The 21,534-nt window shown below is 59.4% G+C and carries 16 protein-coding genes and 1 tRNA gene; 8 read left to right on the forward strand and 9 right to left on the reverse strand.

Annotated elements, in window-relative coordinates; all coding sequences use genetic code 11:
- The first annotated feature begins 200 nt into the window (after positions 1-200).
- Positions 201-1,958, forward strand: coding sequence for a DEAD/DEAH box helicase (locus ACF8MC_RS10090; RefSeq protein ID WP_033635283.1), 1,758 nt, complete (start codon positions 201-203; stop codon positions 1,956-1,958).
- Positions 1,959-2,120: 162 nt separating this feature from the next.
- Positions 2,121-2,405, forward strand: a complete 285-nt coding sequence (gene rplY / locus ACF8MC_RS10095) for a 50S ribosomal protein L25 (RefSeq protein WP_004935776.1) — start codon at positions 2,121-2,123, stop codon at positions 2,403-2,405.
- A gap of 84 nt (positions 2,406-2,489) precedes the next feature.
- On the opposite strand, the gene yejK is transcribed toward rplY, so the two are convergent.
- Positions 2,490-3,497, reverse strand: coding sequence for a nucleoid-associated protein YejK (gene yejK / locus ACF8MC_RS10100; RefSeq protein WP_164105223.1), 1,008 nt, complete (start codon positions 3,495-3,497; stop codon positions 2,490-2,492).
- A gap of 210 nt (positions 3,498-3,707) precedes the next feature.
- Between yejK and ACF8MC_RS10105 the strand changes: the two genes are divergently transcribed.
- The 3 genes from ACF8MC_RS10105 (at position 3,708) to ACF8MC_RS10115 (ending at position 5,881) form a co-directional block, all read left to right on the forward strand.
- Positions 3,708-3,935 (forward strand): YejL family protein, encoded by a 228-nt coding sequence (locus ACF8MC_RS10105; protein ID WP_004935782.1) that lies wholly within the window; start codon positions 3,708-3,710, stop codon positions 3,933-3,935.
- 9 nt (positions 3,936-3,944) lie between these two features.
- Positions 3,945-5,726, forward strand: a complete 1,782-nt coding sequence (gene yejM / locus ACF8MC_RS10110; RefSeq protein ID WP_126192600.1) for an LPS biosynthesis-modulating metalloenzyme YejM — start codon at positions 3,945-3,947, stop codon at positions 5,724-5,726.
- A gap of 78 nt (positions 5,727-5,804) precedes the next feature.
- Positions 5,805-5,881, forward strand: a tRNA-Pro gene (locus tag ACF8MC_RS10115).
- A gap of 47 nt (positions 5,882-5,928) precedes the next feature.
- Here ACF8MC_RS10115 and ttrA read toward each other — a convergent pair.
- The 3 genes from ttrA to ttrB are packed head-to-tail and all read right to left on the reverse strand — an operon-like array spanning position 5,929 to position 10,752.
- The gene (gene ttrA / locus ACF8MC_RS10120; protein WP_164039955.1) at positions 5,929-9,000 is read right to left on the reverse strand and encodes a tetrathionate reductase subunit TtrA; all 3,072 of its coding nucleotides are present in this window, start codon (positions 8,998-9,000) and stop codon (positions 5,929-5,931) included.
- Complete coding sequence (gene ttrC, locus ACF8MC_RS10125) at positions 8,993-10,018, reverse strand: tetrathionate reductase subunit TtrC (RefSeq protein WP_164105222.1); 1,026 nt, start codon at positions 10,016-10,018, stop codon at positions 8,993-8,995. The genes ttrA and ttrC overlap by 8 nt, the downstream gene beginning before the upstream one ends.
- Positions 10,015-10,752, reverse strand: a complete 738-nt coding sequence (ttrB, locus tag ACF8MC_RS10130; protein ID WP_164105221.1) for a tetrathionate reductase subunit TtrB — start codon at positions 10,750-10,752, stop codon at positions 10,015-10,017. Before ttrB ends, ttrC begins: the two co-directional genes overlap by 4 nt.
- A gap of 229 nt (positions 10,753-10,981) precedes the next feature.
- Here ttrB and ttrS point away from each other — a divergent pair, with 229 nt between their 5' ends.
- The 3 genes from ttrS to ACF8MC_RS10145 all read left to right on the forward strand — a co-directional run bounded on the left by ttrS (position 10,982) and on the right by ACF8MC_RS10145 (position 13,608).
- Positions 10,982-12,700, forward strand: a complete 1,719-nt coding sequence (ttrS, locus tag ACF8MC_RS10135) for a tetrathionate respiration histidine kinase TtrS (RefSeq protein WP_239506361.1) — start codon at positions 10,982-10,984, stop codon at positions 12,698-12,700.
- On the forward strand, positions 12,675-13,274 hold the full coding sequence (ttrR, locus tag ACF8MC_RS10140) for a tetrathionate respiration response regulator TtrR (RefSeq protein WP_164105220.1): 600 nt from the start codon (positions 12,675-12,677) through the stop codon (positions 13,272-13,274). Before ttrS ends, ttrR begins: the two co-directional genes overlap by 26 nt.
- 91 nt (positions 13,275-13,365) lie before the next feature.
- Entirely contained in the window at positions 13,366-13,608 is a 243-nt protein-coding gene (locus ACF8MC_RS10145; RefSeq protein WP_041035999.1) for a DinI family protein, read from the forward strand.
- 154 nt (positions 13,609-13,762) lie between these two features.
- Here the strand turns inward: ACF8MC_RS10145 and ACF8MC_RS10150 are convergent, their stop codons facing one another.
- The 5 genes from ACF8MC_RS10150 to ACF8MC_RS10170 all read right to left on the reverse strand — a co-directional run bounded on the left by ACF8MC_RS10150 (position 13,763) and on the right by ACF8MC_RS10170 (position 21,503).
- A complete protein-coding gene (locus ACF8MC_RS10150) occupies positions 13,763-15,784 on the reverse strand; it encodes a prophage tail fiber N-terminal domain-containing protein (RefSeq protein ID WP_072269742.1) in 2,022 nt (673 codons plus the stop codon).
- Entirely contained in the window at positions 15,781-16,941 is a 1,161-nt protein-coding gene (locus tag ACF8MC_RS10155; protein ID WP_049213412.1) for a tail fiber domain-containing protein, read from the reverse strand. Before ACF8MC_RS10155 ends, ACF8MC_RS10150 begins: the two co-directional genes overlap by 4 nt.
- 257 nt (positions 16,942-17,198) lie before the next feature.
- A complete protein-coding gene (locus ACF8MC_RS10160; RefSeq protein ID WP_133160398.1) occupies positions 17,199-18,017 on the reverse strand; it encodes a hypothetical protein in 819 nt (272 codons plus the stop codon).
- Positions 18,010-18,387, reverse strand: a complete 378-nt coding sequence (locus ACF8MC_RS10165) for a hypothetical protein (protein ID WP_133160397.1) — start codon at positions 18,385-18,387, stop codon at positions 18,010-18,012. Before ACF8MC_RS10165 ends, ACF8MC_RS10160 begins: the two co-directional genes overlap by 8 nt.
- Positions 18,387-21,503 (reverse strand): host specificity protein J, encoded by a 3,117-nt coding sequence (locus ACF8MC_RS10170; protein ID WP_239506359.1) that lies wholly within the window; start codon positions 21,501-21,503, stop codon positions 18,387-18,389. The genes ACF8MC_RS10165 and ACF8MC_RS10170 overlap by 1 nt, the downstream gene beginning before the upstream one ends.
- Between the last annotated feature and the right edge of the window lie 31 nt (positions 21,504-21,534).

A 21,534-nucleotide genomic window follows, 5' to 3' on the forward strand; every position in this document is an offset into this window, starting at 1 on the left:
GCGATTGCTGTCACACGAGTATAGCGGCACAACGCGTTGCCCGACAGGGGTAATTTTCACGCTTCTCGCACCGCGCGCGCGCAGAAGGCATAATAATGGAAATTTTTCGGCCGCCCGGACGTAAAATGTCACGCTTTCTGTGGGAACAGAGGTGACAAAACCGCTTCCCGGCGGCCCATTCCAACCTACGGCGTTCATTTATGGCCTTTACCCTACGCCCCTACCAACTGGAAGCGGTCGAAGCCACCATCAATCATTTCCGGCGGCACCCCGAACCGGCGCTGATCGTGCTGCCGACCGGTGCCGGCAAAAGCCTGGTGATCGCCGAACTGGCGAAGCGCGCCCGCGGGCGGGTGCTGGTGCTGGCGCACGTCAAGGAACTGGTGGCGCAAAACCACGCCAAATACTGCGCCTACGGCCTGGAAGCGGACATCTTCGCCGCCGGCCTGCAACAAAAAGAGAGCGCCGGCAAGGTGGTGTTCGGCAGCGTGCAGTCGGTGGCGCGCAACCTGCCGCTGTTCGACGGTGCCTTCTCGCTGCTGATCGTCGATGAATGCCACCGCATCAGCGACGACGACGACAGCCAGTACCAGCAAATCATCCAACATTTGCAGAAAACCAACCCGCAGCTGCGGCTGCTGGGGCTGACCGCCACGCCCTATCGCCTGGGCAAGGGCTGGATTTACCAGTATCACTACCACGGCTTCACCCGCGGCGACGGCGCCAGCCTGTTTCGCGACTGCATCTACGAGCTGCCGCTGCGCTACATGATTAAGAACGGCTTCCTGGTGCCGCCTGAGCGGCTGGACATGCCGATCGTGCAGTACGATTTCAGCCGGCTGGAGGCCAGAAGCAACGGCCTGTTCAGCGAAGCGGATCTGAACCGTGAGCTGAAGCGGCAAAACCGCGTCACGCCGCATATCATCAGCCAGATTGTAGAGTACGCCCAAGATCGTAAAGGGGTGATGATCTTCGCCGCCACCGTCGAGCACGCCCGCGAGATCCACGGCCTGCTGCCGAACGGCGAGGCCGCGCTGGTCAGCGCCGAAACGCCGCCCGCCGAGCGCGATGCGCTGATCGAGGCGTTCAAACAGCAGCAGCTGCGCTATCTGGTCAACGTAGCGGTATTGACCACCGGCTTCGACGCGCCGCACGTCGATCTGATCGCTATTCTGCGCCCGACCGAGTCCGTCAGCCTGTATCAGCAGATCGTCGGCCGCGGTCTGCGGCTGGCGCCCGGCAAGGAGGATTGCCTGATCCTCGACTACGCCGGCAACCCGCACGATCTGTTCACGCCGGAGGTCGGCGTCAGCAAGCCGCACGGCGACAGCCAGCCGGTGCAGGTGTTCTGCCCGGCCTGCGGCTTCGCCAACCTGTTCTGGGGCAAGTGCACCGAGAATGGCGACATCATCGAGCACTACGGCCGCCGCTGTCAGGGCTGGCTGGAAGACGACGACGGCCACCGCGAACAGTGCGATTACCGCTTCCGGTTCAAGAGCTGCCCGCACTGCGGCGCGGAGAACGACATCGCCGCGCGCCGCTGCCATCAGTGCCAGGAGGTGCTGGTCGATCCCGATGACATGCTGAAGGCGGCGCTGAAGCTGAAAGACGCGCTGGTGCTACGCTGCGGCGGCATGGAATTGCAAAGCGGCCGCGACGACAAAGGCGAATGGCTGAAGGCCACCTATTACGACGAGGACGGCACCAGCACCAGCGAGCGCTTCCGCCTGCAGACGCCGGCGCAGCGCAAAGCGTTCGAAATGCTGTTCCTGCGCCCGCACCAGCGCGCGCCGGGCGTGCCGTTCGCCTGGCACACCGCCGCCGACGTGCTGGCGCAACAGCAGGCGCTGCGCCATCCGGATTTCGTGGTGGCGCGCAAACGCGGGCAGTTTTGGCAGGTGCGCGAGAAAGTGTTCGATTATCAAGGCCGTTTCCGCCGCGCCAATCAGTTGGCCTGAGCGAACGGCCCTCAATCTGGGCAGGTTTTCGTTGCCCTGCAGGCGGCTTTCCGTTAAAATGCCGCGCGCTTTACCTGGGCCTGCCCAGCGTTAAAGCGGAATTCCGAACTTGCTACTTGGGTCGCCTGTAGCAGGGTAAATTTTCTTTTAAGAGAAAAAACAATGTTCACTATCAATGCAGAAGTACGTAAAGACCAGGGTAAAGGTGCGAGCCGCCGCCTGCGTGCAGCAAACAAATTCCCAGCTATCGTTTACGGTGGCAAAGAAGCTGCAGTTTCCATCGAATTGGACCATGATTCTGTCAAGAACATGGAAGCTAAACCAGAATTCTACAGCGAAGCAGTAACTCTGGTTATCGACGGTAAAGAAACCAAAGTTAAGGTTCAGGCTGTACAGCGTCACCCGTTCAAGCCAAAACTGGCTCACATCGACTTCGTTCGCGTTTAATCGCTACGTTTTCGAACCTTTCGGGACGCCGAAATAAAGAACGCCGCAATTGCGGCGTTTTTTATTGTCTGCGATTCGGCGCGCTTACTTGCCGCTGCCGGTCCGGCGCTGCAGCTGATCGCGCAGATTCGGCGGCGTGCCTCTGATGGTCAGCGTGTCGGTGGCCGCATCCCAGAAAATGCGCTCGCCCAGCAGCATGGCGTCGAAGTTCAGGCTGATGCCGCCGCCGCTGCCGGCGAATTTGGTTAGTTGGCGCAGCGTGCCGCGATCCGCCGGGAAGCTTTCTTCCAGCTCATACCCTTGCTCGCTTGAGAACTGCATGAAGTCTTTCTCGCCGAGCGGCGACAGCTCCTGCGACAGCGCCTGCAGCTCAATCTCTTCGCCCGCCTGCAGCTGTTCGTTGCAGTAGCTGTACACCTGCTGGCGCACTGACTGGCGCTCGTTCTTGTCCAGCTGCGCATCGGCGCAGTAGTCGTCCACCGCCTGCAGCAGCCCACGGTTTTGCGCCTTGGCGTCCAACCCTTCGGACGCCGCCAGGAAATCCATGAAGAAGTCGGCGACCTTGCGGCCCACGCGCCCGCGCAGGAAGGTCAGGTAGCGGGTCGATTCCGGGTTGGTTTCCCATTCGGTCAGATCGATGCGCGCGACGATATCGGCGTTGTTGATGTCCAGATAGTGCGTGGTGTTGATATCCAGCTCTTCGTTGACGCGCATGCTGTTACGGCTGTTCAACACCGCGATCAGCAGATACTCCACCGCCAGATAACGGTATTGGCCAAACAGCACCACGCCGCCTTCGGCGAACGGATACTTCGCCAGTTCGTCGCGCAGGCGGCCAGTCGCCGCGCGGCTGAAGGCCAGAAAGTCCTTATCGTCCTTGCGGCAGGTGCGCAGCGCTTCCGCCAGCTCGCTGCCTTCGTTGAACAGGCCCAAGGCCTTGCTCTTGGCGCTATAGACGCGATGCAGTTCCGTCATCATTTCTTCCACCGCCGCGTTGGTGGGAAGCAAGGAATCGCGCAGCACCACGTCCAGCGTTTGCTCGTCGCGTTTCACCAACTGGTGCAGAGCGATCTGGTCGATATCCAGACTCATGGTAAATCCTCCTGTTCTTTAGGCGCGTATTCAAACACTGAAGGCCCCGCCCTGCAATACTAAAAACCGCGGCAAACCGGAAAGGCGCTGCGAGGGGCAGCCCCGGCGCGGGCGAACAATTTCCCGAATGACAGGAAGTGATAAAAGAGCGGAAAATCACTGCCCTATACGGTAAGATAGGGCACTTTGCAGATTACTAAGCGCAATTTTATGCCACAATCATCCCGTTACAGTGACGAACACGTTGAACAACTGCTCTCAGAGCTGGTCAATGTTCTGGAAAAACACCATACCCCCACCGATCTTTCCCTGATGGTGCTGGGCAATATGGTCACTAATTTGATCAACACCAGCGTTGCCCCCGCGCAGCGGAAAACCCTGGCGAGATCGTTCGCGGAAGCCCTGCAGGCTTCTGTCCGTGAAGATAAAGCACATTAATATTGACTTATGGTGACAAACCGTCAGCGTTATCGTGAAAAAGTCTCCCAGATGATCAGCTGGGGGCACTGGTTCGCCTTATTCAACATTTTGCTCGCCCTTGGGCTGGGCAGCCGTTACCTGTTTGTCACCGACTGGCCCGCATCCCTGCTGGGCCGGGTTTATGCCTTTGTCAGCCTGCTGGGGCATTTCAGCTTTATCGTGTTCGCCGGCTATTTGCTGGTGATCTTCCCGCTCACCTTCGTGGTGATGTCGCAGCGGCTGCTGCGATTTATTTCCGCCGCGCTGGCCACCATCGGGCTCACGCTGTTGCTGGTCGACAGCGAAGTGTTCTCCCATTTCCACCTGCACCTCAATCCGGTGGTGTGGGATCTGGTGGTCAACCCGGACCAAAGCGAGCTTTCGCGCGACTGGCAACTGATGTTCATCTGCGTGCCGGCGATCTTCCTGGTGGAGATGCTGTTCGCCACCTGGAGCTGGCAGAAGCTGCGCAGCCTGAACCGCCGCCGCTTCGGCAAACCGCTGGCGGCGCTGTTTATCAGCGCCTTTTTTGCTTCGCACCTGATTTACATCTGGGCCGACGCCAACTTCTATCGCCCGATCACCATGCAGCGAGCCAACCTGCCGCTCTCGTACCCGATGACCGCGCGCAAGTTCCTCGAAAAACACGGCCTGCTCGACCAGCAAGAGTATGAGCGCCGCCTGATGCAACAGGGCAATCCGGAAGCGGTGGCAGTAGAGTATCCGCTCAGCGATCTCAGCTACGGCGATAAAGGCAGCGGCTATAACCTGCTGATGATCGTGGTGGACGGCATTCGCGCCAAAGACGTGGCGCAGGATATGCCGGCGCTGACGCGCTTCGCCCAGGAAAACGTGCGTTTCAGCGATCATTACAGTTCGGGCAACCATGCCGATACCGGGCTGTTCGGCCTGTTCTACGGCATTTCTCCGACCTATCTGGACAGCGTGCTCGCCGGCCGCAAGCCGTCGGCGCTGATCGCTGCGCTCGGCGATCGGGGCTACCAGCTGGGGCTGTTCTCCTCCGATGGCTTCAACGCCAGCCTGTACCGTCAGGCGCTGTTGACCGACTTCTCGCTGCCGACGCCGGCGCCGCAAAGCGACGCGCAAACCACACAGCAATGGCAGCGTTGGCTGGCGGATCAGGGTAGCAAAGAGCCGTGGTTCTCCTATATCAGCTTCAGCGGCGCCGAGGCTGTCGAAGGCGACAAAACCCCGACGCCGGCCGACTTTATTCGGCGCTATCGCACCGGCGCGCAAGACGTGGACGCCCAGATAGCCCAGGTGCTGGACACCCTGAAACAGCGCGGCCTGCTGGATAAAACCGTGGTGGTGATCACCGCCGAGCACGGCGTCGAGTTCAACGACAGCGGCAAAGGCCAATGGGGCGCCGGCACCGGCTTCAACCAGGCGCAGCTGCAGGTGCCGTTGGTGATCCACTGGCCGGGCACCCCGGCGCAGACCATCAGCAAGCTGACCGGCCATAACGACGTGATGCGCACCCTGATGCAACGATTGCTGCACGTGAAGACCGCGCCGAAAGACTATTCGCAGGGCGAAGATCTGTTCACCGCCCAGCGCCGCAACGACTGGATCGCTACCGGCGATGGCAATCAGCTGGTGATCATCACGCCGACGCAGACGCTGATGCTGGACAACAGCGGCAACTATCGCGTCTACGATCAGAACGGCGATGAAATAAAAGACGAGAAACCGCAGCTTGCTCTGCTGTTGCAGGTGCTGACCGATGTAAAACGCTTTATCGCCAACTAACTGCTTAAAACTAAAGCAATCAAGAGGCGAGGCGCTTGCATTAACATCGGGAATCGGTAGTATGATTTTTCATAGCGTCGGCATGTAGCGCAGCCTGGTAGCGCACCGTCATGGGGTGTCGGGGGTCGGAGGTTCGAATCCTCTCATGCCGACCAAATTCAAAAAAACCTGCTGTTACAGCAGGTTTTTTTTCGTCCGTCGTTTACGCGGAAAGTTTGACGATCGCCGCTGGAATCCCCTGTCGCACTGCCGCACCGGTCACCCAGTCCAGCCAAGTGTTCGGCACTTCGCGCGTCGGATCGGCAAACCCCAGATCGTTGAGATTGATGCCGGCGGCAATGCGCTTATCCATCGCCAGCGGCTCGCCGTCCAGGTAGTGCTGGCTGGCGCCCATCTCCCGGTGGCCGTAGCCGTGTTCCACCGCGATCACGCCGGGCATCACCCCCGCCAGCAGACTGATCTGCGCCTCCCGGCTGCCGCCCGGGGTGCTGATGCTCACCCAATCACCGTGTTGAATGCCGAAACGCGCCCCGTCCGCCGGGTTCAGCGCCACCAGGTTCACCGGCTTCACGTCGTGCAGGCGCCGGATCACCGCGGTGGAGCTGCTCATCACATTGGATTTGAAGGACATCAGCCGCAGCGGCCACTGCCGCTCAGGGTAGAGTTCTTCCACCGCACGGCCGTCAGACAAACGCGCCGGGTAGCAGGTTGGGCAGCCGCTGAAACGCTCGCCGGTAATCGCATGCCGGTGCTTCGCCACTTCCGCATTCCAGATCTGCAGCGGCTTCTCCCAGCGGTTGCCCACGCTGCCGTCGCGGCGGCCGCTGTCATGACCGGCGAAGCGGCCGCCGCGGCTGTAGATAAACGCCACGCGGCCGATCTCATCGGCGCGCAGCGTCTGCGCAAGCTGCGGCAACAAGCGATCGACGCCGCTCAGCGCCAGCTCTTCCTCCCTCACGGCCGGCACCGGCGCCTTGCCGGCAAACGCCACGTTGGCGGCGGCGCGCAGATAATAATCCTCGGCGCGGTTGAGCGGCAGCAGCCCGCCCCGGCCGTCGCCGATAGCGCGATCGCCGAACCCCGGCAGCGCCAGGCGTTTGGCGACGGCGATGCAAAACGCCTCCATGGAGATCGGCTGCCCTTGCGCCGTTTTCGCGGTCGCCGGCGTCACTATCGGCCAGCGCGCAGTGGTGGCCTTGCTGGCGACGCCGCCCCAGGGGGCGCTGAATCCCCAGCTCTCAAAGTTATGGGTGTCCGGGACGATATAGTCGGCCAATGCCGTCGTTTCGTTGATAAACGCATCGATGGCGATAAACAGCGGCAAACGCGCCGGATCTTTCAGCCGCTCTTCCGCCACGCCGCGCAACCCGGCGATACCGTACAGGGGGTTGGTCATGTTCGAGATCCAGGCTTTCAGCCCGTACGGATATCCCGCCAGCGCCGACGTCAGCAGCTCGGTCAACTGCCCGGCGACGAACGGATACCAGGGCGCCCTGGCCGGCCAGGGCGAAACGCCCGCCGCCACTTTTTCGCGGTATTCGTCGGAGGTTTCATAGGCGGCCTTGCTGCGCGCGATATTCAACCCCTTCGGTTTTACCAGGCCGGGAAACTCGACCAGGTTATAGCGCGGCCCCTCGGCGAAACCGTTGAATTTGCCGCCGCCGACGAACACCCCGCCCGCCAGGCTCAGGTTACCGATCAACACATTGAGCATCATCACCGACCAGGTATTGTAAAACCCGTTCGCCGCCATCATCCCGCCATGGGCGATCACCGCCGCCTTGCGCCCGTGGGCGGTAAAGGCCTCGGCCAGCGCCGCGATGCGCGCCACCGGTACGCCGCATTCCCGGCTGTAGGCTTCCGGCGACAGCTTGTCGGCCGCCTCTTTCAGACACTGAAAGCCGCTCTTCACCGCCACCTGCGCGCCGTCGTGCAGCGTCACCGTGCGGGTTACCCACAGCTCGGCGCTGTCGCACGTCTCGGCCGCCACCAGTTCCCCCGCACCGTTGACCACCAGCGGCGACGCCGACTCCGCGCCGTTCAGATGGGCCAGCGTCAGATGCTGCCCCGCCAACGGGTGCTCGCTCTCGGCGATCACCAGATGCGTGGCGTTGGTCCAGCTCTTCTCGCCGGCGCGTTGCATGGCGGCCTCCGACGGGATGGCGAGATAACCGGCCTGATAACGCCGATTGTCGAGGATCCAACGGATCATCGCCATCGCCAGCGCCGAGTCGGTGCCCGGCAGTATCGGGATCCAATGGCCATGATCGTCCGCCAGCGTGGTGGTCAACGGCAGCGCCGGCGCCACTACCGCGTAGCGGAATTCGCTGCGCAATCTGGCGCTGGCCAACTGCCGGGCCTGACGCTTGAACGGGTTGCCGGACTGCGCCGGCGAGGTGCCCATAAACAGCGCGAATTCGACCTGTTCCCAGTCCGGTTTCACGTGCGGATTCTTGTCCAGATCGTTCATCAACGCGCCGGAACCGGCGCGGTAGGCCAGCCCGCAGTAAGCGCCGTGCGCGCCGAAATTTTTGCTGCCGAAGCTGTTCTGGGCGAAGCGCCGCAGGAAGCTGTCGCGCCCGTCATCACCGGCGTTGGTCACCAGCAGCTGGTTGGCTTTCGGCCCCAGCCCCGGCTGTCGGGCATCGATCGGCGTTTCCAGATCGCGGATCGCCCGCAGGCCGTCCACATGCCCCTCGCCGAACAGATCGCCGCCCTCCACCACTTCGGCGATCAACTGCTCGAAGCTGATGCGCTGCCACTTGCCCTCGCCGCGTTTGCCGACGCGTTTCATTGGCTCCAGCACGCGCAGCGGGCTGTAAAGCCCCTCCAGCAGCGTAGCGCCCCGCGCGCAGGCGGTGGAACGCGCGTCGAGGCCGCTCTCCCCGCCCAGCTGCGCCAACGCGTCCTGCAGCGGCAACGCAGAGTCGAGGTGCCGCTCCTGAGACAGCGGATGATACGGGTTGCCGGCGATACGCAGTACCCGGTCGGTCTGCCTGTCCACCCGCACCCGCACGCCGCATTGCGTCCAGCAACCGAAGCACTGGGTCATCGAGATGGCCTGCTGCGGATTGCCTTGCCATTCCGGCACCGCCCGCCCTTCGGGCAGCAGAGAGTTGCCGTTGATGCGATCCAGAGTCACGCGCCCTGAGGTGCCGTGAATCAAGCCGTCGATCGCCCGTTTGGCGACCTCGCGATAGCTCAGGCCGAAAGCGGAAAGCCCGCCGAAGGCCAGGCCCACTTTCAACCACTGACGCCGGGTGAGTTTAGCCATGTTGTTTTCTCCGCAGTAAAAACGCCTGTGCTTCACGCACCATGATCATTAACGCCAGCCACAGCCCGAAGGTGCCGACGATCGCCAGCAAGCCATCGGTACCAAGCGGCAGACTATAGGGGGAATAAGACGCGTTGTATTTCGGGATGGTTTGCACCTCAATCAACAGCGTCCAGCGCATCAGCCAGCTCAGCCCCAGCGCGCCGGCCACCAGCAGCGGTGCGCCGCCGCGCGGCAAACGTCGATAGGTCGCCCAGGCGGCGCACGCCAGCGCCAACCCCCACAGCGCGATCCAGCCGGCAGCATACTGACGCGCCGTCGCCTGCGTCTGCAGCCAGTGGCGTACCGCCGCGCCGGATAGCGTATCGCCGCATACCCACAGCAGGATCGCCCCGCCGAGCGGCAGCAGCGTCAGCAGCATCCCGCGCGCCAACGGCGCCTGCAGGCCGGGCCGTTCGCGCATCGCCAACAGCAACAGAGCCAAGAGCGCCTGCAGCGCGCTGAGGAACATCACGATCGGAAATGCGTAGCTGAACCAGATTGGGCGCGCACGCACGACGGAAACCTCGCGCCCGGTGTACAACAGCAGGCCGATAGCCACCAGCGCGCAGGCGGGCGTGATCCCACGCAGCAGCGCAACCGGTCTGCCCGTCAGTCGCGTAAATTCAATCGCGATAAACCACAGGCCGATCAGCAAGGTAAACAGCGGCAAGAACAGCGCGCCCCACGGCATCCACGACCAGGGCGTCGGGTAGGCGTAAAAATGCCAGAAACGGGCGGTTTGATGCAGATCGGCGGTCAACGCCAGCGGCGCGGTGATGGCGCACGTCAGCCCGATAAACAGCGCCGCGCGCTCCAAATGTGCGGCGTTGTCTCCACCGCGCCAGCGCCACACGCAGGCCAGCAACGCGGCGCAGGCGGCAATGCCGATAAAGAAGAAATATTGCACGGCCCACGGCAGCCAGCTCACCGCCTGCGGCTGGCTCAAAACCTCTGCGATCATCAGTTGGCGGCTCATCGTCCCTCCCCCCATAAAGCGACCTGCGCCCGCCCCGGCAGCGGCGTGACGAAGGCGTCATCCAGCCCCAGATAAAACACGTGGGGCGCGGTTTGGTTCTCCGGCTTGAGGACTTTGATCTCGGCCTCGTGACGCCGCAGCAGCTCGCTCAGCGTGCTGTGCGGATCGCGCATATCGCCGATGATCCGCGCCCCGCCCACGCACGACTCCACGCATGCCGGCAGCAATCCCGCCTCCAGCCGGTGTACGCAGAAGGTGCATTTGTCCGCCGTTTGGGTGGCGTGATTGATAAAACGGGCATCGTACGGGCAGGCCTGCACGCAATAGGCGCAACCCACGCAGCGTTTGTTGTCGACCACCACGATCCCGTCCTCGCGCTGGAAGGTGGCCTGCACCGGGCACACCGGTACGCAGGGCGGGTTGTCGCAGTGGTTGCACAGCCTGGGCAGCAGCACGTTGGTCGCCACCGCTTCGCCTGCGAGACTGACCTGGTACTGGTTTACCGTAGTGCGAAACTCCCCGTGCGGGGTCTGGTTTTCAATGGCGCAGCTCACGGTACAGGCCTGGCACCCGACGCAGCGCCGTAGGTCGATCAGCATCGCGTAGCGGCGGCGAATATCCCCCTCGCGCCGCGTCGGCGCACACGTCAGCCCGGCCTCCGCCACGGGGATCAGCGAAGCCCCCGCCGTCAACACGCCCAGCCGCTGCAAAAACTGCCGTTTACCGAAATCCATGCGCCTCTCCCACACCCTGGGCATCACCCCGATCACGCTATTGATGCCCGTTAGATGAATAAACAATGTCGATGATTTACAGTGTAAAAATGGCATTGGGCTCAGCTCTATTGTGGTTAACCACATACCGAACCTAACGTTGATCTAAAACAAGTGACGGCAGGCAGATTGCCCATCAGGAGGGGCCGTGAGGGTCGTGTTATTACTGCTGCTCAGTCTCGGCTGGGGGATGGCGGCACAGGCGGGCGAGTGGTCGGTCGGCGTGCTGGCGATGCGCGGCGATGCGGCGACCGAGCGTGACTGGCAGCCGCTGATCGACAGGCTCAACGGCAGCGTCGGCGGTGAACGCTTCCGCCTGCGGCCGCTCGATCTGGCGCAGATGCGCGAAGCGGTCAATCGGGGCAGCGTGCAGTTCGTGGTCACTAATCCGGCGCAGTTTGTGCAGCTGAACAGCCACTATCATCTGCGCTGGCTGGCGTCGTTGCGCGCCGCCAACGGCGATCGGGCAACGGGCAACATCATCGGCAGCGTGATTCTGGTGCGGCGCGACAGCGGCATTACGACGCCGCAGGCACTGATGGGCAAAACGGTGGGCGCCATCGATCCGCAGGCCTTCGGCGGCTATCTGACCGGCTATAAGGCGCTCAGCGACGCCGGCATACGGCCCGAGCGCGATTTTCACCTGCGCTTTACCGGTTTCCCTGCCGACGCCCTGCTCTATCTGTTGCGCGAGCGCGCCATTCAGGCCGCCATCGTCCCGGTCTGCCTGCTGGAGAAAATGGGCAAGGAAGGCCTGATCAACCCGGCGGATTTTCGCCCGCTGCTGCAACAGGCCACGTCGGCTCCCTGCGTCACCAGCACGCCGCTTTACCCCAACTGGTCGTTCGCCGCCCTGCCCGGCCTGGATAACTCACTGGTGGATGCGGTGGCGAGAGCCTTGCTGACCGCACCGCCCCAGTATCCCTTCCTGTGGGGCGCACCGGCCTCGACCAGCGAGGTGGAAGCGCTGCTGCGCGCCGTCAATCAGCACCCGGAACAGCGGCGGCTATGGCTGGATATCAAGAGCTGGCTGATCCAGCATCAGACGGCCGTCGGCCTGTCGCTGGCGCTGCTGGCGCTGTTGATCGTCAACCATATCTGGATCGCGCTGCTGGTGCGCCGACGCGGGCGACAGCTGCTCCGCGCCGACGAGCAACTGCGGCGGCAGGAACGGGCGCTGGAAAACGCCAGGCAGCTGAACGTGCTGGGGGAGATGGCCTCCGGCTTCGCGCACGAGCTCAACCAGCCGCTGGCGGCCATTCGCCACTATGCGCAGGGGTGCCTGATCCAACTGCGCAACACGGACGCCGGGCATCCGCTGCTGGGGCCGCTGGAAAATATCGACCGACAGGCGCAGCGCGGCGGCGAGACGATTCATAACCTGCGCCAGTGGGTGCAGCCCACCGCGGAGGCGATAGACCAAACGCGCTGGCGCCCCACCGCGGTAAGCGAAACCGCCGAGCGGGTGTGGACGCTGCTGCGCCTGACGCAACGCTATCCCGACCTGACGTTGTTCAATAACGTGGCGCCTTCGCTGACGCTAACCCTGCCGCCGGCGCTGCTGGAACAGTTGCTGGCGAACCTGCTGCTGAATGCGGCGCAGGCCGGGGCCAATGCCGTCTGGCTTTCCGCCGCCAAGAGCGAACGGGCGATGGAGTTGCATCTGCAGGACAACGCGGGCGGCATGACAACGGCCGGGCTGGAACAGGCTTTTCGCCCCTTCAACACCACCAAGGCCGGCGGCATGGGGCTGGGGTTAGCCATTTGCCGGCGCCTGGCCCGCTATGGCGGCGGCGAAATCCGCCTGGCTAACCGCCCGGCTCCCGACAGCCGCAACGGGCTGTGCGTAACGCTGCATTTCATATTGGATAACGAGGAAAACCATGTCGCTAATTTATCTGGTGGATGATGACGTCGCCGTCACCGACGCCTGCCATTTTTTGCTGACCAGCCTCGGCCACGGCGTGCAATGCTGGAATGACAGCGCCGATTTTCTGGCGCAGGCGGACCTGTTTCAGACCGGGATCGTCTTGCTGGACATGCGGATGCCGAAGCTCGATGGTCACCAGGTTTACGGGGTGCTGCGCCGCCGCGGCAGCACGCTGGCGGTGGTGTTCCTGTCCGGCCATGGCGACGTGCCGATGGCGGTGGAGCAGATGAAGTACGGCGCGGTGGACTTCCTGCAAAAACCGATCGCCGCTGAACCGCTGATCGCCGCCCTCGAACGGGCGCAGCAGGTCGCCGCCGAGGCCTGGCAACGCCATGAAACTTGCGGCCGCTACCGCACGCTCACGCCGAAAGAACGCGACATTGCGCAGCTGGTGGTGCGGGGCATGATGAACAGGGAAATGGCTGAGCGGTTGAATATCGCCCTGCGCACCGTGGAGGTTCACCGGGCAAAAGTGATGGAGAAAATGCAGGCCGCCAGCCTGGCGGAATTGGTGATTCAGCTGCAGGATTTACCGCACACCGCGCAAGAATGAACGCATCATGCAAAATTCCGCGCCCCCTCTTGCCAACCGGCCTTCCTCAGGCCAGAATACTGTACATTAAATCAGTATTTACAGGTGAGACATGTTTGTAGAATTGGTGTACGACAAACGCAACGTCGCTGGGTTACCCAACGCCGCCGAGATTATTCGCAACGAGCTGGAAAAACGCGTGCATGCGCTGTTCCCGGAAGCTGACGTGCGCGTGAAGCCGATGCAGGCCAACGGCCTGAACTCCGACGCCAGCAAAAGCGATCGTGAGAAGCTGAACCGAATGTTGGAAGAGATGTTCGAAGAAGCGGATCAGTGGCTGGTCACTGAAAATTGACGGGCAGTAACGGTACTGACTCCCACTCAGCGGGAACCTTGCCTGGCGGAACGGGCCGCGTGTCTGCCCGAGCCTATCGGTGATAGTGCCGGCGCCGATGCAATAGACGGCCAATAACCTACTGCACCGGCATTTTACCTGGCATCCACTTTATTTATGAAACCGCGTTGGTTTCCGATGACGTTTCATCGTTTGATACCAGCGCCTCCGGCGGCTGCACTTCCACCTCTTCACGCGCTGGCATGGCGAGGCGCAGATCGATCCAGCGCCCTTCGGGGATATCCATCGCTTCGCCGGCCACGACCGTTGCGGTATCGATGTCGAAACGGCGTTTGCTGATTTTCACCGTGATGCCACCGTCGCTATCGGTAGCGGTTTCCACAAAGCACAGGCGGTTACCGTTGATATCCTGCGGCACCTCGATGGTCCAGCCCTCCTTTGCCAACCCCAGTGAGCCATTCAGCTGATAAACGCCGACGGAGATTCGCTCTGCGCTCACCCCGTCCGCCTCACCGTTAACCGCTGCGCACCCGGCCAGAGCAAAGCCGCCTTCCAGATAGTCAGCCTGCATATGCTCGGGCGCCGCGGACAATCTCGCTATCGGTGAGGCTTTCTTGATAAAACCGTTGCCGTCAACCGTGGTGTTGGCTTCCGACCATATCCAAACCCAGGGGGTAAACGCGGTGCCATTCCAGCTGCGCACGGCAATTTTCCCCGTCTGCGCGGCACTCACGCCATAGCCGTAACAGGTCTGTACCGTTCGATAGCTGTCGTCGGTTCCCGTCTGCGTCACCGCCCATGAGCGCGTATCGAGGAAATATGTGCCAACGTCTTTAAAGGGGTTGCCAATAGGATCCGTGCCTACATAACCGCGCCGGCTTTGCATTTGCGCATTGAAATTGCCTTTATTCGCCGCAGTCACGCCTTTACTCAATCCCCAGTCTTTCAGGTTTGGAATGTCTGCGACGGTGGGTTGATCGGACGAGCTGAATAACCTCGACCAGGTGATGGTCGAAGGCAATGCGGTAGATGAACTCCCCACCCAAGCCTGCCGCGAAACCGATGTGGCAAAATACGCGCACGAAGGTCCGCCATCCACCGGCAGCGTTAATAGCCCGCCGGACACATTGCCCGGCCGATTGGCCGTCGCCACCGTGTAGCGCTGGATGGAAGATTTATTATCCTTCGCGAATGCATCCTCAGTATGAACCGGCCCGCTCCCAAAACCGGCGATAGCAGATTGGGCGACCGTGGCATATTCGGGCAACGCCTGGGATTGCGAGAACGAAACGCCCGTACGCATGTCAATTTTCATCACCCCAACCGGTTCCACCGATTGTTTTACCGCCTTATGCTCCCAGCGTAGGCCGGCGGCGTTCGCGTAGGTGATTTGCTCAACCGTATACCAGCAGTTGAGGGTAAACGCATTCACTTTCAAATAGATATCATAATTATCACGACTGGATTCAATAACCTGAATATCCAGGATCGCCGTTCCGGTATCGTTAATAAAAGTGCCGCCGATTCGGTTGACCTTATTGGTCGAATCGCTGGCGCCAAGATTGCCCGTTCTCAACATCAGACGCGACATGCCCGCGTTATAAGTAAAACCGTTAAAACCATTTGAACCATAAAAATTGAGGGCGATTCCTACGCCATTTTGCCCCGCATTTTTAAACTGCCCCAGCAGGAACCAGGCAGAGGTATTGGTGTTGTTCTCCGGCAACTTAAACCGCACATTATCAAAGGCGGTCACCACCTGAGCGGCGCTCTTTGCCGCATTCTGCTCGCTAACTTTTGCCGCAGCAGCAGAGGAAGAAGCCTTGCCGGCGGACGCTGCCGCTTCGGCACGCAGACGATCGACAGTTTGCACAATCTCCGGCGTGATATCGCTTTCCCCTGGCCGTCTAAGGAAATCATTGAGCGTACCAGGCAAGGAATCGTTATAAACCTCGATAGCCCCCACTCGCTCCGGCTGCGCGCCATACACAGAGATGATGACCTCGTAAGCGCCCGGCTCCACGGCCAAAGCGTATTTACCGCCGTCATCCGTCACCGACTGGGATTTAGCCAGGCTCAAGACCGCTGACGAGGTTTTGACTGCGCGCATGGTAATGGTTACGCCGGAGCGAGGATCGCCATAAGGGCCCTTTAATACGCCGCTGATTAATGTCATTGTACTTTCTCCATGAGTTCTTTGATTAATTCATCCTGGCGATCGATTCTATCCAGAGCCTGATTCAGTGCAGCCAGGGCCACATATCCCAGCGTTGAATAATCGACGGATTTTACTCGTTCAACCATTTCACCGTTTTGCAACTCTAAAGAACCGCCTTCAGCAACGACCTGAGGAAGGTTCTTTTCAATTTCTTGTGCGATACCACCGATAAAGGGCTTGCCATCGCGCTTGCCGGTATAGAGTTTTAGACCGCGAATGAGTGTTATAGGGTCTTCAATTTCTTTTACTTCAGTTTTAATTCTAAGGTCTGAGCCAGTCACCCAATTTCCGGTTAAGTTATTAAAATCTCCGTTATTCTGCAGACGAACCTCATGCCAGACATTGGCATAATCCTTAAATGAAATCGCGCCATAATCAGTTACGCCAATTTCGCGACGGCAAAACATTTGCATGGCAGTGACAACGCCACCTGCAGTTGTCATGACAGAGAGTAATGTGGGGCCATCTACAGTTCCGGTAGATCTGGTAAAAGTCTTTTCAGCACGGACATTAGACGACCCCGTATCACCAGAGTTCAAATGAATGCCATTTCGCCCCATCATGGTATCATCAAATGTCGTTGACTTACGGAAGCGTGAATATCCCCCCACATCAAGATTTGCCGTTTGCCCTGTCACCACAGAGCCCTGTAAAGACAGTGAACCTTTAATTTCCTGATTAGCGCTAATCGTCTTGTCTAACTTATTATTGAGTGAAGCTGAAATATTATTCCAGGCCGGGCCGCTAAAGGTACCACCATCCGGCAACTTAACGGTCATATTTCCGGTATTACTGAAGACCTGCTGCCAGTTATCTTTATCGAGGTTCAGCCCACGCAGGGCTTTGGCCGTTTCGGCGGCCAGTTGGGCGGTGATGGCGTTCATCGCGTCGCGCGGGACGGCATACCATGCTGCGCCCGCCTGCGTTGGGCCGTCATAGGCTTTAATCAGGGTCGCCTGCGTGGCGCTATCAACGATTTTTACCGGCAACGTATAGGTTACGCCACCAACAACGCTCACGATGAAATCACCGGCTTTCAACTCGGTATTAAAGGCCGTACCGGTTCCTTTTACTACGGCGGAATTGTTCGTTAGAGTAAGAGTGCCTGTTGGCATGGTGTTCTCCTGAATTTTGGCAACAAAAAAACCGGTACGATGACCGGAATTTTCATTATTAAATGATAATCACCTTACATCGAAAGATATAAAATAATATTATCAATTTAAATTTAACCCTGTGATATTAATAAAAGTAAAACATCCAATAAATTTTTAGCAATAGATCCCACCAATGAATATGAAAACCTCTTCATCAGCGAAAGCCAACTCTGTAAATGGAATTCATTATTCACTAAGAATATGTCTAAGATGGGTTAAGCGGTAAACCCTGGTACTATTTTGGCATCATAATAATTTGTCGGAAATCCATCAACATCAATAATCATGACTTGAGATCTAGTGTTTGGGTTTGCCCAACCGGCATTTGGCGGTGTCCATAAGTACTCACCACGAGGTACAAGTGAGATCGTAATTTTGTTATCCCAGTCAGAGAAGTGGAAACATTCATACATCATCCAACCTTCTCCTCTCCAGTTTGTGGTAACCCAGCCCCTCGGATTCGGCATCGCCATTGCCAGATTACCCGGGCCAGCAGCGCCTATCATAGTCCAGTTTTGTTCATTTTCTGGGTTTCCTCCATTAGGATCTCCGTGTCCGTGGTTAGGATATCCTGGATCAAGCCACATTACATTCCGGATTTTCATGAAGTTCCAACCACTATCAAAAATGATATTTCCAGAACTATCAAAAAGCTGCATTCCATGTGAAGACCTCTCTGGCGGAACCCATCTGTCAAAGATGTAATATTGAATACTACCAATATCCTTATTCCCCCACTTCATGACCTTGAACATCTTTTTTGTTGGCCCTAACTGAGATGCGTGCCAATCCCTTTCGTCGCCCGTCATGCATCCTATACGCTGATCGTTCCACATTGGCTTAAAGAACATGAGCGGAGAGTTGTACGGTGATAAGTCGACACCGCAAAACGCTGCAACACTGAGAACATTAGGCGGGTTGAACTGCCAATTATGAATCTGACCAGCGCTCCTTAAGGTATAATTTACGTCGTTGGCATTAGCGACAACGTAATTCCTATTATTAAAAAGCTCTACCCCATAACTATTAGGCATTATAAACTCCCCAATGAACTGTAAGCATGCCCAACAAAAGACCTATACCCAGGTCATCAGGGTAACTCCTTATGGTGTCATTATAAGAGAGATCGATATAGTTAGGGCCACAATAAATATCAGGAGGAGCATAAGCTGTTCCCCAACCTTCTGGCATTACGATGCCAGGTCTTGGTACAGTGTAACTGTATGGTGTCCCACCATTGAATGGTATATTTTCTATTCTGTGGCTCCAGTAATGTGGAGGGTTCCCCCACCATTGAATCATTCCAATATCATAAGAGCCAAGCCAACGTGACATAATAACAGTGTGATCGGCCACCATATTTCCTCTGGAGTCTGATATCTGCCATCCATACTGTTCGCTCATTAATAAAGCCTCCCCATACGTACGCGAACGACATTATTTTCATCCGTAAATATCATATTATTGTCAGGCTTGCTTATTCGCCACCCACCGTTTACCCCAAAGTTGTTAGATTGTATATAGTTACCAATCTTGGCATTACTGATTGTTCCATCCTGAATAAAGGCATTATTCATAAACACCTGCCCATCCACCACGGCAAACGGTGAATACTGATTGCTGTTGTTGCCGCTCATCAACACGAACTGGTTGGCGTTAAAGCCCACGCGGGTGGTGACCGGCCTGCCGTTTTGCGCCAATACTGCAATCGACATGCCGGCGTTGTAGAAGGTGCCGTTCACCCGCACGCCCGCTTTCAACGTATGGATGGCCGTGGCGCCGTCGGCGTCTACCGTTGCCGTCAGTTTGTCTTCCAGCACCGCCGCGACGTCGTCAATCTGCGCCTGCACCTGGGTTTTCATCTCGGCCAGCCCGCGATCGACCTCCGCGATGGTGGTTTTCACCACCATGATATCGGCGCGCACCGTGCCGTACTGCGCCCACTGGTGATCCACCGTCGCGTTGTTGGCCAGCGCATTCTGCAAGATGGCGTCGATGTTGGTGTCGATATCGCCCACCAGCCGCTCGCCGTCTTTCGCGGTCAAGAGATCGTCGCCGATATTCTCGAGATAATCGCCGGCGTCCGCGTTCGCCTGCCCGGCGGTCCAGACTGTCCAGTCGCCCTGATTGCCGGTGCGGTCTTGCAACCGCGCACGGAACCAGAAGGCCTGGCCCGCCTTCAACCCGGTCATGGCGTGGGTATGCTGCGGATACGGGATATCGGCCAACAGCATCGCGTTATTCCCGGCAGCGTTGTCCGCATACTGAATTTCGGTTTTCAGCGTATCTTCAGCGCCGATAGGGAACGCCCAGTCAAGCTGGATGCCCCACAGCAAAGGCGATGCCTTGAAGCCGACCGGCATCGGCGGTTTACCCTCTTTGCCCTTGAGGTAGGTTTCCATCGACGTCGCCCAGATAGACGATACGTCACTGGCGTTGATGGCCCGCACCCGCACCCGATAACGGCCGGCGTATATACCCGGCACTTCAAAGCCGAGCGCCGAAGTGCGCAGCACCGACACCCAGTTGCCGTTATCTTTGCGCCATTCCGCCTCATAGGCGATGGCATTTTCAACCGCGCCCCAGGCAGCGCGCAGGGTGGTAATGGCGATGCCCTGGCTCACCGAGGAGTAGCTGTCGATAGTGATGTTTTTCGGCGGCGCCTGCACGCCGGGCGGAATGATGGAAATCGGACGATCGTCGATGCGTGCGCCGGTATCGATGCGAGCGTACTTATTCGGATCATGTTCCGCGGCGTTGACGGTATAGGTGTTGTCGCCGTTATCGGCGATGCCCACCACGCGGTAAAGTTGCACCGCCAGATCGTCCGCGTCGATGGACCAGGCCGCTTCCGGCACCGGCGTCTCACTGTAGGCGGTGGTGACGGTCACTACGCGTTCATTCACCGCCTGCACGGTGCGCGCCTGCGCCCGGCCGGATGGCAGGTTGACGATCAGGCGATCTCCGGCTTTGGCGCCCGGCTTCCTGTCCAACGTCAGCTTACGGCCATCCACGCCGCTGAGGCGCCCGCCAATCACCCGCCCAGCCAGCATCTGGTCGGCCACGCCGATGATGTGCCCCGGCATGGGGATCATGCCGTCCAACCCCACGGAGAAACTGACCGTGCGATCCTTGCTGTTGGTCAACAACGCCCAGCGGCCGCGGCGGTTTGCTTCACTCGGCGTGGTGCAACCGATGGCCGTCAGCTCGGTCTGGTTCACGTCGTAGCGGCGCACCAGATCGCTGTCGAATACCGCCTCTATCGCATCGGCGTAATGGTTGCCCGGATCGGACCAACTGACCATCGCGGTGCTGTAGCGGGTGCGTTCGCTGGCGGACGAGTAGGTAAACTTGCCGTCGATAACATTGGCGCGGGTGAAGGTGAAGTCCATATCGCGCGGCATATCCGCCAGGGCGACCATTTGGTTTTGCCCCCAATAGGTCATGCCGCGGAAGATGCCGGCCAAATCGCTCAGCACCGTCCAGGCCTCTTCCCGCGACTGCAGATAAACGTTGCAGGTAAAGCGCGGCTCCATGCCTTCGCCGCCGCGCCCGTCCGGCACCAGCTGGTCGCAATACTGCGCGATGCGATACAGCTCGGACTCGGAGACCTGGGAAGCGTCGATGCGATCGCCCAGGCCAAAGCGCTCGGCCAAAATAATGTCGTAAAACACCCATGCCGGGTTATCGCTGTAGGCCCACTTAAAGCCGCCGCTCCAGATGCCGGTATAGCTGCGCGTTTGCGGATCGTAGTTGTCCGGCACGCGGATCAGGCGGCCGCGCGGTTTGCAGCTGATCTTCGGGATGTTGGGGAACTGCTTCGAGTCGAACTCCACGTAAAGCAGCGCAGTGTTCGGGTAGCGCAGCTTGGCATCGATGATTTCGGTCAACGCCTCGATGTTCATGCGGTCGGCGATCCGGGCGCTGTTGGCGTTAGGCGTCAACCGGCGCACGCGCAGCTGCCAGCCCGTGGTGGCCTTCGGCAAGTTGATGCGGTGCGAGCGTTCATACAGCGAGGTGGTTTTATCGTCGATCGCCGCCGTTAACACCTCCTGGTAACTGCCGCCGTCGGTCGCCACGTCGATGGCGTACTCGATGCGATAGCCGTTGACATCGCCGTTGTCCGCCTGCTTTTGCAGCATGGGCCACCCCAGACGCAGACGTACAGCGGAAAGTTGCAGGTTCGATACAGACCGTACCCACGGGGTGCCGCTTTTCAGTTCGCTGCCGACCGAGATCTCATTCTCAACGGCGGGAATGCCCTGGATATATTCCTGCGCCTGCGAACCAGGGCGGAATTCCCAGCGGAAACCGGGAAAGTTTTCCGTTCCGTCGCTGCTCAGTACCGGCGTACCATCAACAAAAATGTTCGTGCCATCCAGCCCGCCGGCAAACTCCCCTTCGCCCAATGCGAATAGCATCTTCGCTCTGGCGATCGACTGAATGCTGTCCGGCGATTCTACCGGCGTGTGGCCGCCACCGCCGCCGCCTTTTCGCCCACGGATAATGTTCTGTGCCATATTTCGCCCATAAAAAAAGCCGCTATTGCGG

Source organism: Serratia sp. LACPHL-BACT-2024-00286 (assembly GCF_043109535.1).
In the GTDB taxonomy this organism is placed as follows: domain Bacteria; phylum Pseudomonadota; class Gammaproteobacteria; order Enterobacterales; family Enterobacteriaceae; genus Serratia; species Serratia sarumanii.